Genomic DNA, 14,258 nt, shown 5'->3' with positions numbered 1-14,258 from the left:
GGCGGCCGCGTCTGCGTTGTAACTAGCTGTCACTCACCCGCACGCACCGACCTCACCACACGCCGTACAGAAGTCGCACCCATCCTTGCGAATTACCGCATTCGCTCCACACGAGCCGCATTTGCGGCCGAGCATGGTGTGCAAGCCTTGCATACCGCCGGGTTGCGTCAAGGCTGCTTCGTCAGCCTCGCCAGGAGGCGGACGGATACCGAAATCCGCCGGCAACGCCGTCTCGGCCTTCATCTGCCCACGCGGCAAACGCGCCAGCATCCGCGACGGCACCTGATTGCCTTCGGCATCGAGAAAGCCGCGGCGGTGCAGAATCTGCTGGATCGCAAACGCGAGCGCCGCCACTTCGGAATCGTGCCAGCGCGGCGTGCGATGGCCGTCGAGACGCTGCACCTCGCCGAGCCGCACCTGCCCGCGATCCCACGACACCTTGCGCATATCCTGCAGGTTGCGCGCGACAAAACCGCCGCGTGCCGCGAGCGACAGCGAACGCATCGTCGCCGTGATCCACTGTTGCGATTCGTCGCGCTGCCCGGTCGGAATGAAGAACTCGATGGGGCGTTCGATCGTGACTTCTTCACCGCCCAGCCGTCCCGTCACTTCGATGAACGAGACCGCCACGTAAAGCGACTTCTTGCCGGCTTGCGTCAGGTACTCGACCTTTTCGATGATCGCCGGCAATTCACCTTTGGGCCGATGATCGATCGCGATGCGCAGCGGATCCTGATCGGTCTCGGTCAGCGTATCGTCTGCTTGCGGCGGCGGGCTGACGCTCAGCACCGCGCCGAGCGTTTCATTCGGGCGGTACGTGGCGAGCCCTTTCAAACCGTTTTTCCACGCGTCGAAGTACAGGCTTTCGAACGCTTCGAACGGATAGTCCGCCGGCACGTTCACCGTCTTCGAGATCGACGTGTCCACGTACGGCTGCACGGCGGCCATCATGTCGAGGTGGTCGCGGGCCGACATTTCGAGTGCGCTGACGAAGTAGTCGGGAAGGTTTTTCACGTCGCCGCCGAGCTCGCGATAAAGGCGATACGCGTAGTCTTCGACATCGAACGACTCGCGGCCGCCGTCGGCCATCACCTTCATGCGCGTGTAGGTCCACGAGAAGGCCGGCTCGATGCCGTTCGACGCGTTGTCGGCGAACGCGAGACTGACGGTGCCCGTCGGCGCGATCGACAGCAAATGACTGTTGCGGATGCCGTCCTGGCGTATCGCGTCCTTGATGTCGTCGGGCAGGCGCGAGGCGAACGTACCGTCTTCCAGATAGCGTGCGGCGTCGAACAACTCAAACGCGCCGCGCTCGCGCGCCAGTTCCACCGACGCCCGATAGGCCTCGTCGCGCATCAACTGGGCGATGCGCACTGCGAAGTCGCGGCCTTCCTGCGAGTTGTAGCGCAGGCCGAGCATCACCAGCGTATCGCCTAAGCCGGTGAAGCCCACGCCGATGCGCCGCTTGGCGCGCGACTCGTCATATTGCTGTTGCAGCGGCCATAGCGTGACGTCGAGCACGTCGTCGAGAAAACGCACCTGGATGCGAGTGCGTTTGGCGAGACCGTCCCAGTCGAACGAAGGCTTGCGGCCTTTCATTTGAGCGAACGGATTGACCACGAAGCGCGTGAGGTTCAACGGTCCGAGGTTGCAGCAGCCGTAGGCCGGCAGCGGTTGTTCACCGCACGGATTGGTGGCGCGGATGGTTTCGACGGCGCGTAGATTGTTGTCCTCGTTCATGCGCGAGATGAACACGATGCCGGGCTCGGCGACGTCGTACGTGGAGCGCATGACGCGGTCCCATATCTCGCGTGCCGGCCTTTCGCTATAGACCCACAGGCCGTCCTCGCGTTGCCGCACATCGCCTGCCGCGCGCAGCGCGGGGGAGGGCTCGGCACGGTGCACGAGTTGCCAGGGCTGATCTTCTTCGACCGCGCGCATGAATTCGTCGGTGACGCCCACCGACACATTGAAGTTGTTCCAACGGCCTTTCGAATGCTTCGCCTCGATGAACTCGATCAGATCGGGGTGATTGCAGTCGAGCACGGCCATTTGCGCGCCACGCCGCGAGCCGGCGCTTTCCACGGTCCGGCATGACGCGTCGAACACGTCCATATAGCTGCACGGCCCGGACGCCGACGAACTGGTGGTATGAACGCGGGCGCCCTTGGGCCGGATCGCGGAGAAGTTGTAGCCGACGCCACCGCCGCGGCGCATCGTTTCGGCGGCTTGCAGCAGCGCCACGTAGATGCCGGGCAGGCCTTGTTCGTCGACACCCTGAATCGCGTCGCCGACCGGTTGCACGAAGCAGTTGATGAGCGTGGCGGCGATGCCCGTGCCCGCCGCGCTCATGATGCGTCCGGCGCCGAGCGCGCCGTGCCGCAGGTTATCGGCAAAGAGCGCTTCCACCGACTCGCGCAGGGCTTCCGGTTCCGCCTGAGCGACGCCACGGGCGACGCGTTTGAATACGTCGTCAGCCGATTGCTCGTCGCCTTTGGCGTATTTCTCGAGCAGGACGTCCAGAGAGAATTGTTGCGGTGCAACTTGCGGGGCGGGAGAAACCGCTGCGGCGCGGGGTTCGTGCGTGTCTTCTGCCATGGTGTCGCCTCTCGTTTGCCGCGAGACGGCTGCGGCGCGTTCGAATGGGATGCGGTGCATTCATTTAACGCTGCGCGTCTGACAGGCGTGGTGGCCTGGCGCATCGGGGTTCACCTTAACGCACGTGGCCAAGCACCGCAATCAGGCTTTGGGAGGCGGGCCAGCAGAGTGGCTGCCCGCCAATGCCAGCGGCCTTCCGTAGCGGCCGTTATAGACCTATAGGCGGTGAGTTGACGAGCGGCGCCGGGCGTGTTGGAGAGCGCCTGAAAAAGCGGGCAGCGCGGCGGAGAGCCTGCGCCAATAATTCATGAAGGAGGCCTACGGCAGCAGGGACCGTAAGCTCACGGCAGCCACGTGTCGCCGAGGCAAAAAACTTCAGGCTTCAACCAGTTCGCCCAACACCTCAGCACAAATCATTGCAGAAGCATTCGAAGGAGCCGGCCGTTCAGCCGGTTTGAACACCGCGTCGCCGCGGCGGATCTTGCGTCGTGTCACCGCGCACGTTCCCGACGTATGCGCCGAGCGCCGCCGCCAACGCTGCTCGCCGTAATGACAGCGCCCCGGTTCGACCCAGCGGATCACCAGCGTGGTGTCGGAGCGCTCGAGAATTTCGATGCGTACGCCATTGGTTCCGTCAAGGGGGATGGACTCTAAGGTCATCATCGTCGGCTCCGTATTGTGGTGTGCCGAATGTAGTCCCGTGCGAGGCGGATAGCCATTGTGCCGCGGTTGAAACAGTGTTCTCTAAACAGCAACAATGAAACTTGACATTCACGCTTACCCGAAACGACGGGCCTTTGCGGGATATATGCGAGGTGAATTTGCGATAGCGTGGATTTTTGCAACGCAGTGTTGTACCCAGTGCGACGAGCATGCTGCCTGCGAAGGGCGCCGGTGCTTCCTTTAAGATGTGGTTATTGATGAGCAACCGTGCGACGCAAGTGTAGCGGGTTTGCATTTTTCCGGTCGTCACGCGCGCATATCCACAAGAACTCAAGAGCCCACATGATTTCACGCCCCCCCGTTGCGCCGCCCGAATTGCCGACACCGCCTGATTGCCTGAAAAAGCAGAAAGCGGCTTCACTCGTCCTGTATATCGCACTCGTGTTGCTGGCGCTGTGGGTCGTGCGCGATTTCATTGCGGTGGCGGCCTGGGCGGGTGTCATTGCGATCGCGCTGTGGCCGCTTTTGCAAAAGGCGGCAGGCAACCGCTGGCTTGCTGGCCGCACGACGCTGATCGCCACGGCGCTAACCCTTGCGATCGCATTGCTGGTGGTCCTGCCGGTGGGTGTCGGCATTGCCCAGGCGCTGCGCGAAGCCCATGACATGAATGAGTGGTTCCAGGCCGCGCAGGAAAATGGTATTCCGATGCCGGACGTCATCCAGCGCTTGCCGTTCGGCGTGCAACAGGTTTCAGCCTGGTGGCAGGCCAATCTCGCCCAGCCGCTGCGCGACTCGGCGGCAATGAAGGGGCTGCACAGCACCACGGTGATGACGCTCGGCCGCCACTTCGGCGCGCGCGCGGCGCACGGCGTGATGGTGTTCGCTTTCATGCTAATCACGCTGTTCGTGATCTTTCAGGCGGGGCCGCGTCTGTCCGGCTCGCTGATGAAAGGCGTGCGGCGCGGCTTCGGCGACGACGGCGCGCAGTTGCTCGCGCGCATGGCCGCGGCAGTACGCGGCACGGTGTCGGGGCTGGTGGTGGTCGGGCTCGGCGAGGGGGTGTTGTTGGGCGTCGCCTATTTCGTGACCGGCTTGCCGCACGTCGCGCTGCTCGCGTTCGTCACGGCGATCGCCTCGATGCTGCCGTTCTGCGCACCGCTCACGTTCGGCCTCGCGGCCTTGTGGCTGTTCTCGCAAGGCTCGGTTGCCGCGGCCGTCGCGCTTGCTGTGTTCGGCTCGGTTGTGGTGTTCGTCGCCGAACATTTCGTGCGGCCGGTGCTGATCGGCAACTCGACGCGATTGCCTTTCCTGCTCGTGCTATTCGGTATTCTCGGCGGGGCGGAGACGTTCGGTTTGCTTGGCCTCTTCATCGGGCCCGCGCTCATGACCGTTCTGGTGGTGCTGTGGACCGACCTCGTGCAATAGTTGCACGCACTTGTTGCACACACTTTGCCGGCGCAATCAGGATTGCTGATTTGCCGGCTTATTTTTTCTGATTACTTGTCCTGATCGCGCGCCGATTGTTTGACGCAGCCAACCGTGTATTTCAGCGCGGCGGGCAACAGCGTGCTCCAGACATCCCAGGTGTGGCCGCCGTCGATGATGCGCAGCGCCGCCGGATTCCCCGCCAGCCGAAGGTGCGTGTAAAGCGATGACGCATCGGCCTGGATCGCCAGGTCGTCGTCGCCGGCGGCGATGAACATCGGCAGGCGATACGGCTGGCTCATGTACCGCTCCCATTGCGCCGGATAGTTGAGCGCATGCCAGACGTGCGGATCGAACTGCCGGTCGCCGAACACACCGACGCGGCGCGCCGCCGAAGCGAGCGGCGGCTCGTTCGCATAGATCGCGGGGCTCAGCAGGAGTGCGCCGCAAAACAGCTCCGGTTGCGTCATGGCGTAGCGCAACGCGCCGAAACCGCCCATTGAAACGCCGCCGATCATCCGCCCGTTACGCTGCGTTGCGACCGCGTAGCGTGTTTCGATCTCGGGCAGCAGATCGCCGAAGAACGCGGTTTCCATCTTCTCCTTGCGATCGACATACCAGTCCGTGCCGCCCTGCGGCATCACGATCGCAACCGGTGGCATCTCCTTGTGCTCGATCAGTGCGTCGGCGGCGGTTTGCAGGTGGCCTTGCGTGAGCCAGTCGTTGGCGTCGCCGTTGTTGCCGTGCAGGAGGTAGAGCACGGGAATGCGTGCGGCGTCGTGGCGATAGCCGGTGGGCAGATAGATCGTGTACGCCCAGTCGCGGCCGAGCGCTTCGGAATGGAAGCTTCGGCTGATGACGGTGCTGGCGCTCGCCGGCGCGCCGACAGCGGCGCACAGCGCGAGGAGTGCGGAATGTAGGAATAGACGCATGTCAGAGTAAGAGGCCGTCGCGCAGGTCGCGCGCGGCCGTCATGCTATCAGGATCGGCAGTGAAAACGCTCACTCAGGGCGACGTTCTGAGACGCAAGCTCCAGAGGTGCGTCGCGAAGCGCTTGAGCGGTTCAGATGCTCTCGCGACGGCGAACAGCGCGCCGACAGCACATGCATCCGCTACCAGCCCGAGGGGATAGTTCAGATAGCCGTCAGTCGCGGCATACAGCAGCGAATCGACGACCAGCGAAATCACGGCGCCCGCGATAAAGCACAGCAGCCCTTTGCGGCCGATCATGCCGACCCACGGCATCCATTGAGCGAGCTTCCTTGCCCAGCCGAGCTGGATCAGGTTCGCGACGAGCCAGGCAATCGCCAGAAAATTGACGGCGCGCAGATAGGAGAGATTTTGCTTGAAGCTGGCATCGAGCGGCTCGCGCTCAATAAAGAGCTTGTAGTAGGCCGCGGCGGCGACCACGGCGAACGCCAGCACGCTGACCAGCCAGCCGAGACGGTGCGCGCTGATCCGCTGATAAACCGGCTGGCAACGTGCCAGCACGCCGAGCACGAACAGCAACTGCCAGGCAATCGGGTTGAAATCCCAGTGCATGTCCGGCGCGGCGGGCAGGTAGGCGTCGATCGCCGGTGCGCCTGCCCACAGCGCAACGCTGCCGGCCAGCAGCAGCCATGGCTTGCTGCGCGCGAGCGGCAGGATCATCGGGACCAGCAGTGCGAAGAACGCGTACATCGGCAACACGGAAGCGAGATACGGCTGACGGCGGAACAGCAGAATGTCGCGCAGGGCGGCCACGGGCGTGTCCATCAGATCGTCGAGGTCGGTGGTGGCGAGATTCGGGCCGTCGATACTGAACGCGGTCAGCACCGCGCTGACCAGCAGCATCAAGCCGGCAGTGATGAGGAAGGCGCGATAGATTTCGAGCGAGCGGCGCAGGAAGCGGCTGCGCGCGGTCGCCTCGTTACGCCGTTCGGCGAGCGCCGCGTAGGCCGTCGCGGTGGCGAAGCCGCCGAGGAACACGAAGACCTCAGCCGCATCGCACAGCGCATAGGCATGCAGCGTGACGCGCGACAGAATGCTGCCGCCGATGTGATCGACGACGATGATCAGGAGGACCAGCCCGCGAAAAAAATCGAGCTCGATCAAGCGGGATTGCGACTTTTGCATTATGTGGTGTCAAAAGCAGCCCCGTGCGACGGCGCGCTAGTCCAGCGCGGCAGGCGTCTCACAAAGCTTTTGAAATTGGATTAGGTGTTGCGGCGGATGGCCGCCCCGCAGGTGGCCGCCCCGAGGATGCACGACCCGTGGGGTGACCAACCGCGTAGCCGCTTGAACCAGCCACGCGAGGCGCGGCTGCAGAGGCCAGTAAAAATGACCCGTTTGAGGGCGCAGAGTTCCGCTGCAGCGCCGCAAAAGCTTTCGATTATATTTCCTTCGACGACAAAACCGCGTCGAAACGCGCAGCGCCGGCGCGGCCAATGCGACAGCCAGCTTAAGTCCCGGCGGCGCGGCGCCGTTTACCTGAATAAGCGCTGCGAAAAAAGGGGCTGCCCTAGGCAGTGGAGATTTCGCAACGTTTTGAGATATGCGCGCGACACCCGATGGACGGCGACGTAACGGCGTGTGAGGATTTCCTTAAAGCGCGTCGGGGTCGATAAACGCCTCGACTAGCGTCAAAAAGAAAGCGGTCGGATCGAGTTGTCCCATTGCTCGAGCTCAGGGAGATCATCATGAACAAGCAAGTGTTCGCGCTGGCTGTCTCCACCGCTTTGTCCGCCACTTCGTTGGCGGTTTTCTCCCTGCCTGCTTTTGCCCAGACGAGCGTGACGCTGTACGGCGTGCTCGATGAAGGCATCAACTACACCAACAATGTCGGCCACGGCCATGTCTATGAACTCGCGAGCGGTTTTGCGCAAGGCAGCCGTTGGGGCTTGAAGGGCGCCGAGGAACTGGGCGGCGGCCTGAAGGCGATCTTCCAGCTCGAAAACGGCTTCGACGTCAGTTCCGGGCGGCTTAACCAGGGCGGCCGGATGTTCGGCCGCCAGGCGTTCGTCGGCTTGAGCTCGGAGCCATACGGCACCTTGACGTTCGGCCGCCAGTACGACTCGGTGGTCGACTTTCTGGCGCAGACCACGGCCAACGGCAACTGGGCCGGTTCACTGTTCTCGCACCCGTACGATAACGACAACACCGACAACTCGTTCCGTCTCGACAACAGCGTCAAGTACACCAGCCCGTCGATCTCGGGCTTCCAGTTCGGCGGCGTCTACAGCTTCAGCAACGACACCGGCTTCGCCAACAATCGCGCGTACAGTTTCGGCGGCCAGTACACCTACGGCGGACTGCTGGTGGCCGCGGCTTATCTGCAGGCCGACAACCCCGGCAACGGCTCAAACGGCGCGATCACCGCGAACGACGCCAGTTTTATCGCGGCTCGCATGCGCGTGTTCGGCGGCGGCATCACCTACACCTTTGGCCCGGCCACTGCCGGCTTCGTGTACACCAACTCGAACTATCTCGACCCGACCGGCAACGGCTTTCTCGGCGTGACGCCGCTCGTGCCGCCGGGCGTGTTGTTGAACTCGCTCAAGTATCAGAACTTCGAGGTGAACGGCAAGTATCAGATTTCGCCGATACTGTTCGTCGGCGCGCAGTACGTGTACACGATCGAAACCTACGACGCCTCGAACGGCGGCGTGAAGCCGAAGATTCATTCGTTTGGTTTGATGGCGGACTACAACCTGTCCAAACGCACCGACGTGTACATTCAGGGCGAATATCAGCAGGTGACCGGCGACGCCACGTTCTCAATTCTGGACGATGCCTTCACGCCCGGCACCCAGTCGCCGTCGTCGACGTCGAAGCAGGTCGTGGTGCGCGCGGCGATACGGCATAAATTCTAGAGGGTGGCAGGACGTGCCGGCGGTGGGCTGCATGATGACTGCAGGGCCGGGTGTGATGGATATCGCTTTCCCGTGCGGCGGGAGATCAGTTCATCACGTAGTTCTGAATCAGAATCCCGACTACCACGCCGGCGGGAATGCCGAAGGTTCTGCCGCGAATTGTCGCGGTTAGATCTTCGTCGAGTATGAAGCTGCAGCGGCGGTCACGCCAGACGGTCTTATAAGCCAATGGTTTTGCATCGACGATGACGATCGAAATGAGCACGGTCAGGATGACCTGTTCCAAAGCATGCAGTTTCGCGATAAACGGTGAAAATTCACCGGCATTGCACAGCAATACCATTACAACTGCGGCGACCACGATGCCGAAAAAGAAACCGGCCATGAATCTGTTCGCTGAATTAAGAGAATCCACTTAAACCTCAAATCATTCGCCGGCTTTATGACGCTGACGAAGTAAAAAATATACTGACGGAAATGGTTTTCCCGTTTAAGAACTGCCTCGCAATGACCGCGCGGCAGGCAGGCTTTAAAAGGACCCGTAAGGATATTTTTTTGACGTTCATCGACATATCATCCTTTTCCCAAAGTCGCGTGGGATTAGTCTGAAATGCCGAGGTTTGTGGCGAGGCCGCGGACAGAACGGCCGTAGCGGGAGCGAGGCGCTCGCCACATTGCGCGTAAATGCCCATGCGCACCGCCGCCGCCGCGGTCGATCTCGCCGAACGACCTGCGAGCCAACACTTACGCGCCGAACAGATTCAACTTTGCGTACTGCAACAACATGATCGTCTTCCCGTCGACGATCTCGCCGCGTTCGACCATTGCCAGCGCTTCGTCCACCGCCAGTTCCAGCACCTCGATATCTTCACCTTCGTCGGCAATGCCGCCGCCCGCGCCGACTTTCGCCACCGCATCATATTCAGCGACGAAAAAGTGCAGCTTTTCCGTCACCGAACCCGGGCTCATGAAGGCTTCGAATACCTTGCGCACGTCGTGTACGCGGTAGCCGGTTTCCTCTTCGACTTCAGCGCGAATCCGCTCTTCGGGTGAGGCGGCCTCCAGCAGGCCCGCCGGCGCCTCGATCAGCATACCGTGATGACCGTTGACGAACGCCGGCAGGCGGAATTGCCGCGTCAGCACCACCGTGCGGCGGCGCGGGTCGTACAGCAATAGCGTCGCGCCGTTGCCGCGATCGTAGGTTTCGCGGCTCTGGCGCTGCCAGCTGCCGTCCGCGCGTTGGTAGTCGAAGGTGGTTTTCTTCAGCACGTACCAGTCGTCCGATAGCACTTTCACGTCGACGATCCGCACCCGCCCGGCGATTTCGTTCATGGCTCGTATCCTGTTCCGTTGGGAAACGCGGTCTGCACCGCATGCAATTTATGGTATCGTGCAATATCGTGCAAAAACAAGAAATTTCGTGCAAATTGCCAAAATGCTTTCGGGACGCCCGCCGTGCTCACATCGCAAAGAAAACAGTTGATCCTTGAAGCGCTCAAGCGTGACGGCCAGGTGATCGCCAGGACCTTGAGCGTCGAGTTCGACGTCTCGGAGGACACGATCCGCCGCGATCTGCGCGAGCTCGCCGCCGAGGGGCAGCTCCAGCGCGTGCATGGCGGCGCATTGCCGGCGTCGCCGGCGGCAGTGGATTTTGCCGGGCGCGAGCGCATCGAATCGGCATCGAAGGCGGCGATCGGCCGGGCGGCGGCGGGCATGATCGCGCGCGGGCAGATTGCCTTCATCGACGGCGGCACGACTGCCGTGCAACTGGCGCGCCACTTGCCGCGCGATTTGCGGGCGACGATCGTCACGCACAGCCCGAGCATCGCCGTCGAACTGGCCGAGCACGCGGAGCTCGAGGTCATCATGATCGGTGGGCGTCTGTTCCGGCATTCAATGGTCAACGTGGGTGCGGCGGCTATCGAATCGCTCAGCCACATTCGCGCCGACTTCTACTTCATGGGCGTCACGGGTGTGCATCCGCAAGCGGGCCTGAGCACCGGCGATATGGAGGAGGCCTACGTGAAGCGCGCGCTCGCGGAACATGCAGCGGAAACAGTGGTGCTGGCGTCGGCGGAAAAACTCAATGCGGCATCGGCGTACAAGATCGCGGATGTGTCGGCGGCCAGCACGATCGTCGTCGAGCGGAATACGCCAGAGGTGCTTACCGCGCCGTTCGAAGCATTGGGGATCACGATCTTGCGCGCTTAGTTAAATACGTTTTAGTAAGTTACGCTCGCGACAAAACAGCGGCCATCGCCGATCCTCGACAGATAACAAGCAGCGCAATAAACCCACTGTTATAACGATTCATACCCAATACGTTATTTGCGAGATAGCTGACAAAAAATGACGCACCGTGCGTCTAAACAGCGAGATAATCCCGGCCCTTGGCCCTCTGCAGGGCAGGGAAAAGGCAACTCACGGTAGTTCAAGGTCAATCAGATCGACTGCGGCAGCCGAAGTGATGGCTACTGCACATCGCCGGTACGCCCGGGCTCAAACAAGCGCCCGCGGTTCGAACACCTCCCTCGTGGTTATCGCCGTCCAGCGCAGGTTCGCCGCGCGCGAGCACGCGCGTGGTCTCGCGCGAGACCTGACGTTTTCCACGATCGTCCTGCTCACGAGTTGCCGCTGTGTTCACTTAAGGAGAAGTCCATGGGGAAACTCGACCTTTCGCGTCGTAGTTTTCTGAAGGCCAGCGTGTTGGCGGGTGTGTCGGTGTATATCGCGCCGATGGGCAGCCGCGCATTTGCTGCGTTGTTCGAAGACAAAATTCTGACGCCGGTTCAGTGGGACGCCGCCAATGGGCAGGCGAAATTCCGCATCGACGGTATCGCCAAAGTGACGGGCTCGAAAGTGTTCGCGCGAGACATCCGCGCCACCGACATGCCGCACTGGCCGCAGCAGCAATCGCACGCCTTCATCCTGCGCACGACGCAAGCCGACCGCAGCTACGAAGGCTTCGACCTGACGCTGCTCGGCGACGAACTGAAGCCCGACCGTGTGGTCACGGCGGCCGATCTGACGCGCGACGGCCTGATCTTCCCGGCCTTCTACGGCGACGACATGTTGCTGCCGCCGGGCAAGACGCCCGCATATCTCGGCCAGGCGGTCGCGATCCTGATTTATCACGACTTCGTGCGCTTCCGCTTCGCAAAAGACAAGCTCAAGTTCCAGGATCAGGTCATCCGTTACGGCGCGAAAACCGGGCCGCTCGAGCGCGATCCGTGGGGCACGTTCCGCTTCGTGCGCGTCGGCGGCAAGACGCCGTATGACGACGATATCTTCTCCAGCCTGAAAGACGCACCGGTGTTCCCGAGCATGATGCGCAAGCACCAGCCGGTGTGGCCGGACGGCGTCGAACACGGCAAGCTCGACGAGCAGGGCATGTTCCACGCCGGCCAGATCCAGCAGGAGCTGGATCATCCGTCGGCGGACTGGCTCGTCATGGAGCGCGAGTACAACACGCAGTCGATCGACACCGCCGCGCTCGAACCGGACAACGCGAACTGCTGGTACGACGCGGCGACGCAATCGCTGCACATGGTCGTGCCGACCCAGGCGCCGTCCGAAGTTGCCGACAGTGCGGCCGGCATGGTCGCGAAGTGCGCGTTCCCGGTGAAGAACCTGTTCATTCACCCGTGCTACACGGTGGGCTACGGTTCGAAGGATCACTTCAACGTGCCGTTCTACGGCCTCGTCTGCGCGATGTATGCGGACGGCCGCCCGGTGCGTCTTGCGAACGATCGCTACGAGCAGTTCCAGACGTCGTTGAAACGCCATGCGTTCAAGATGAACTACCGGATCGCCGTCGATAAGAACACCGGCATGATGCAATCGTTCAAGGCCGCGATGGAAGCGGACGGCGGCGGTCGCTGCAACTTCTCGCCGTCGGTGGCGATGGTCGGCGCGACGGCCGCGCAATCGATTTATTACTTCCCGAAGAACGATCTCTCGGCGGTGGCGATCGCCTCGCGCGCGATCGACGCCGGTTCGGCACGCGGCTACGGCACGCTGCAAAGCATGGCCGCGACCGAGATGATGGTCGACGAAATCGCCGTGCAACTGAATCTCGATCCGATCGACTTCCGCCTGAAAAACGCGCTGCGTTCGGGCATGAAGAACACCCAGGGCGCGGTGCCCGCAGGTGCGATTCGTGTCGACGACGTGTTGCAGAAGGCGAAGGTTCATCCGTTGTGGGTGGATCGCGCGAAGCGTAAGGCCGAGTTCGAAGCCGCGCATCCGGGTAAGCGGTATGGCGTCGGTTTTGCGTGTGTGCAGAAGGACTTCGGCACGGGCGCGGAAACCTCGTTCGCCAAGGTCGAGTTCAGCGCCGACGGCAAGATCGGCTTGCAACACACGGCGGCCGAAATCGGTACCGGCATGTCGACCTCGCAGGCGATCGCGGTCGCAAAGTGGCTCGGCAAGCCGGCCACCGACGTGCATGTCGCGATCACCGATTGGCCCGATCTGCCGGTCGTCACGAGCGGCGATCCGTACATGATGTCGCAAGCGGACCAGGACAAGCTGGCCGCGAATCCGCGCTGGTCGCCGGGTTATGCGTCGCCGTCGAGTGCAACGAATTCGGCGTTCTATTTCACGCACAGCACGCGCGAAGCGGCACGCGTCGTCTTCGCGCACGGCTTGTGGCCGGCGGCCATGGCAATCTGGAGCCAGGGCGGCGGCGGTGGTCAAGCCGCGCCGCTGGTGGTGCGCATCGAGGACGCGCGTTGGGTCGACGGCAAGCTTTCGGCGGCGGGGCTCGAAGCACTGCCGTTCGAACAGCTCGCGAAGAAGGCGCACGAGTTGGGTCTGGTCACCGGCGCGACCGTGCACGTGTTCAATCGCTGGCAATGGACCGAGTCGGACTTCGAGATCGACGGCACTGTCGAGCGTCTGCCGCTCGATGGGCTTGCGCTTCGATATGGCGACAACGCTTCGGCCGATAAAAAGAAACTGCAAATCACGCCGAACCACTATCGCGTGCTTGATCGTCAGCGCGTGTTCATTCCGCCGGTTCAGCGTAACAACGCGGCCGTGACGTATTACAGCGCGGTCGGCACGCTGGTCGAGTTGTCGGTGCATGAAGCGAGCGGCAAGGTGGACCTGCTCGCCCATCACTCGATCATGGAGTGCGGCAATCAGATCTCGCCGCAACTTGTGTCGGGTCAGTTGCAAGGCGGCCTTGCGATGGGCATCGGTCACGCATTGCACGAGTATCTGCCGCTCTATGAAGACGGTCCTGGCAACGGCACCTGGAACTTCAATCGCTACCACTTGCCGCGCGCGACGGATGTCGCCGTCTGGACCCAGACCGGTGAAGTGTTGCCACCCCTCACTGAGACCGATCCGCCGAAGGGCATCGCCGAAGTGGTGATGATTCCGGTGGTCGGCGCCATCGTGAACGGTATCGCGCACGCGGTCGGCCATCGCTTTACTGAGCTGCCGGTCACCCCGCAACGTATTCAGGAGGTGCTCGCATGACGGCCCCCACTCAAACTTCCGCTAATGCTGCGAGCGCCGCCGTTGCCTCGGGCACCGTTTCTGGCGCTTCCGCTTCCGCTTCCGCTTCCGCCGCTGCTACTGCGGTCTCCGGTCCCGCGGGCGCTGCTGCCGCGCACACTGCTTCAGGTGCTTCCGGTGCCTCGGGCGTTGCGGCCGGCGCGCCGGCCGCAACGGTGGTCGAGCGTCCGTTGACGCATTTCCGCACGCTGCCGC

Annotated in this window: 10 protein-coding genes and 1 pseudogene; 5 read left to right on the top strand and 6 right to left on the bottom strand. The window is 62.5% G+C overall.

What is annotated here, in order from left to right; translation table 11 throughout:
- Positions 1-33: 33 nt before the first annotated feature.
- Both FSO04_RS19375 and FSO04_RS19370 read right to left on the bottom strand, forming a co-directional pair.
- A complete protein-coding gene (locus tag FSO04_RS19375; RefSeq protein ID WP_154561486.1) occupies positions 34-2,598 on the bottom strand; it encodes an adenosylcobalamin-dependent ribonucleoside-diphosphate reductase in 2,565 nt (854 codons plus the stop codon).
- Positions 2,599-2,973: 375 nt separating this feature from the next.
- Positions 2,974-3,258, bottom strand: a complete 285-nt coding sequence (locus FSO04_RS19370) for a DUF3331 domain-containing protein (RefSeq protein WP_028197253.1) — start codon at positions 3,256-3,258, stop codon at positions 2,974-2,976.
- A 345-nt stretch (positions 3,259-3,603) separates the two neighbouring features.
- On the opposite strand from FSO04_RS19370, the gene FSO04_RS19365 reads away from it, so the two are divergent.
- Positions 3,604-4,686: an AI-2E family transporter gene (locus tag FSO04_RS19365; protein WP_154561484.1), complete on the top strand. Its 1,083-nt coding sequence runs from the start codon at positions 3,604-3,606 to the stop codon at positions 4,684-4,686.
- A gap of 71 nt (positions 4,687-4,757) precedes the next feature.
- Here the strand turns inward: FSO04_RS19365 and FSO04_RS19360 are convergent, their stop codons facing one another.
- Together FSO04_RS19360 and FSO04_RS19355 are read right to left on the bottom strand one after the other, a co-directional pair.
- Positions 4,758-5,618 (bottom strand): alpha/beta hydrolase, encoded by an 861-nt coding sequence (locus tag FSO04_RS19360; RefSeq protein WP_154561482.1) that lies wholly within the window; start codon positions 5,616-5,618, stop codon positions 4,758-4,760.
- A 73-nt stretch (positions 5,619-5,691) separates the two neighbouring features.
- Positions 5,692-6,801, bottom strand: a complete 1,110-nt coding sequence (locus FSO04_RS19355; RefSeq protein WP_154561480.1) for an OpgC domain-containing protein — start codon at positions 6,799-6,801, stop codon at positions 5,692-5,694.
- Between the two features lie 563 nt (positions 6,802-7,364).
- On the opposite strand from FSO04_RS19355, the gene FSO04_RS19350 reads away from it, so the two are divergent.
- The gene (locus FSO04_RS19350) at positions 7,365-8,537 is read left to right on the top strand and encodes a porin (protein WP_154561478.1); all 1,173 of its coding nucleotides are present in this window, start codon (positions 7,365-7,367) and stop codon (positions 8,535-8,537) included.
- 85 nt (positions 8,538-8,622) lie between these two features.
- On the opposite strand, the gene FSO04_RS19345 is transcribed toward FSO04_RS19350, so the two are convergent.
- Both FSO04_RS19345 and FSO04_RS19340 read right to left on the bottom strand, forming a co-directional pair.
- Positions 8,623-8,922, bottom strand: a complete 300-nt coding sequence (locus FSO04_RS19345) for a hypothetical protein (RefSeq protein ID WP_154561476.1) — start codon at positions 8,920-8,922, stop codon at positions 8,623-8,625.
- Between the two features lie 359 nt (positions 8,923-9,281).
- Positions 9,282-9,869, bottom strand: coding sequence for an NUDIX domain-containing protein (locus FSO04_RS19340; RefSeq protein WP_154561474.1), 588 nt, complete (start codon positions 9,867-9,869; stop codon positions 9,282-9,284).
- A gap of 123 nt (positions 9,870-9,992) precedes the next feature.
- On the opposite strand from FSO04_RS19340, the gene FSO04_RS19335 reads away from it, so the two are divergent.
- The 3 genes and pseudogenes from FSO04_RS19335 to FSO04_RS47085 all read left to right on the top strand — a co-directional run.
- Positions 9,993-10,748, top strand: coding sequence for a DeoR/GlpR family DNA-binding transcription regulator (locus FSO04_RS19335; RefSeq protein ID WP_168435748.1), 756 nt, complete (start codon positions 9,993-9,995; stop codon positions 10,746-10,748).
- 447 nt (positions 10,749-11,195) lie between these two features.
- A complete protein-coding gene (locus FSO04_RS19330) occupies positions 11,196-14,024 on the top strand; it encodes a xanthine dehydrogenase family protein molybdopterin-binding subunit (RefSeq protein ID WP_154561472.1) in 2,829 nt (942 codons plus the stop codon).
- Positions 14,021-14,258, top strand: a pseudogene (locus FSO04_RS47085) ((2Fe-2S)-binding protein); the annotation flags it as partial. The gene FSO04_RS19330 and the pseudogene FSO04_RS47085, both read left to right, overlap by 4 nt.

It is taken from the genome of Paraburkholderia madseniana (assembly GCF_009690905.1).
GTDB classification, from domain to species: Bacteria; Pseudomonadota; Gammaproteobacteria; order Burkholderiales; family Burkholderiaceae; genus Paraburkholderia; species Paraburkholderia madseniana.
This window is presented reverse-complemented; position numbering and strand designations above follow the sequence as displayed.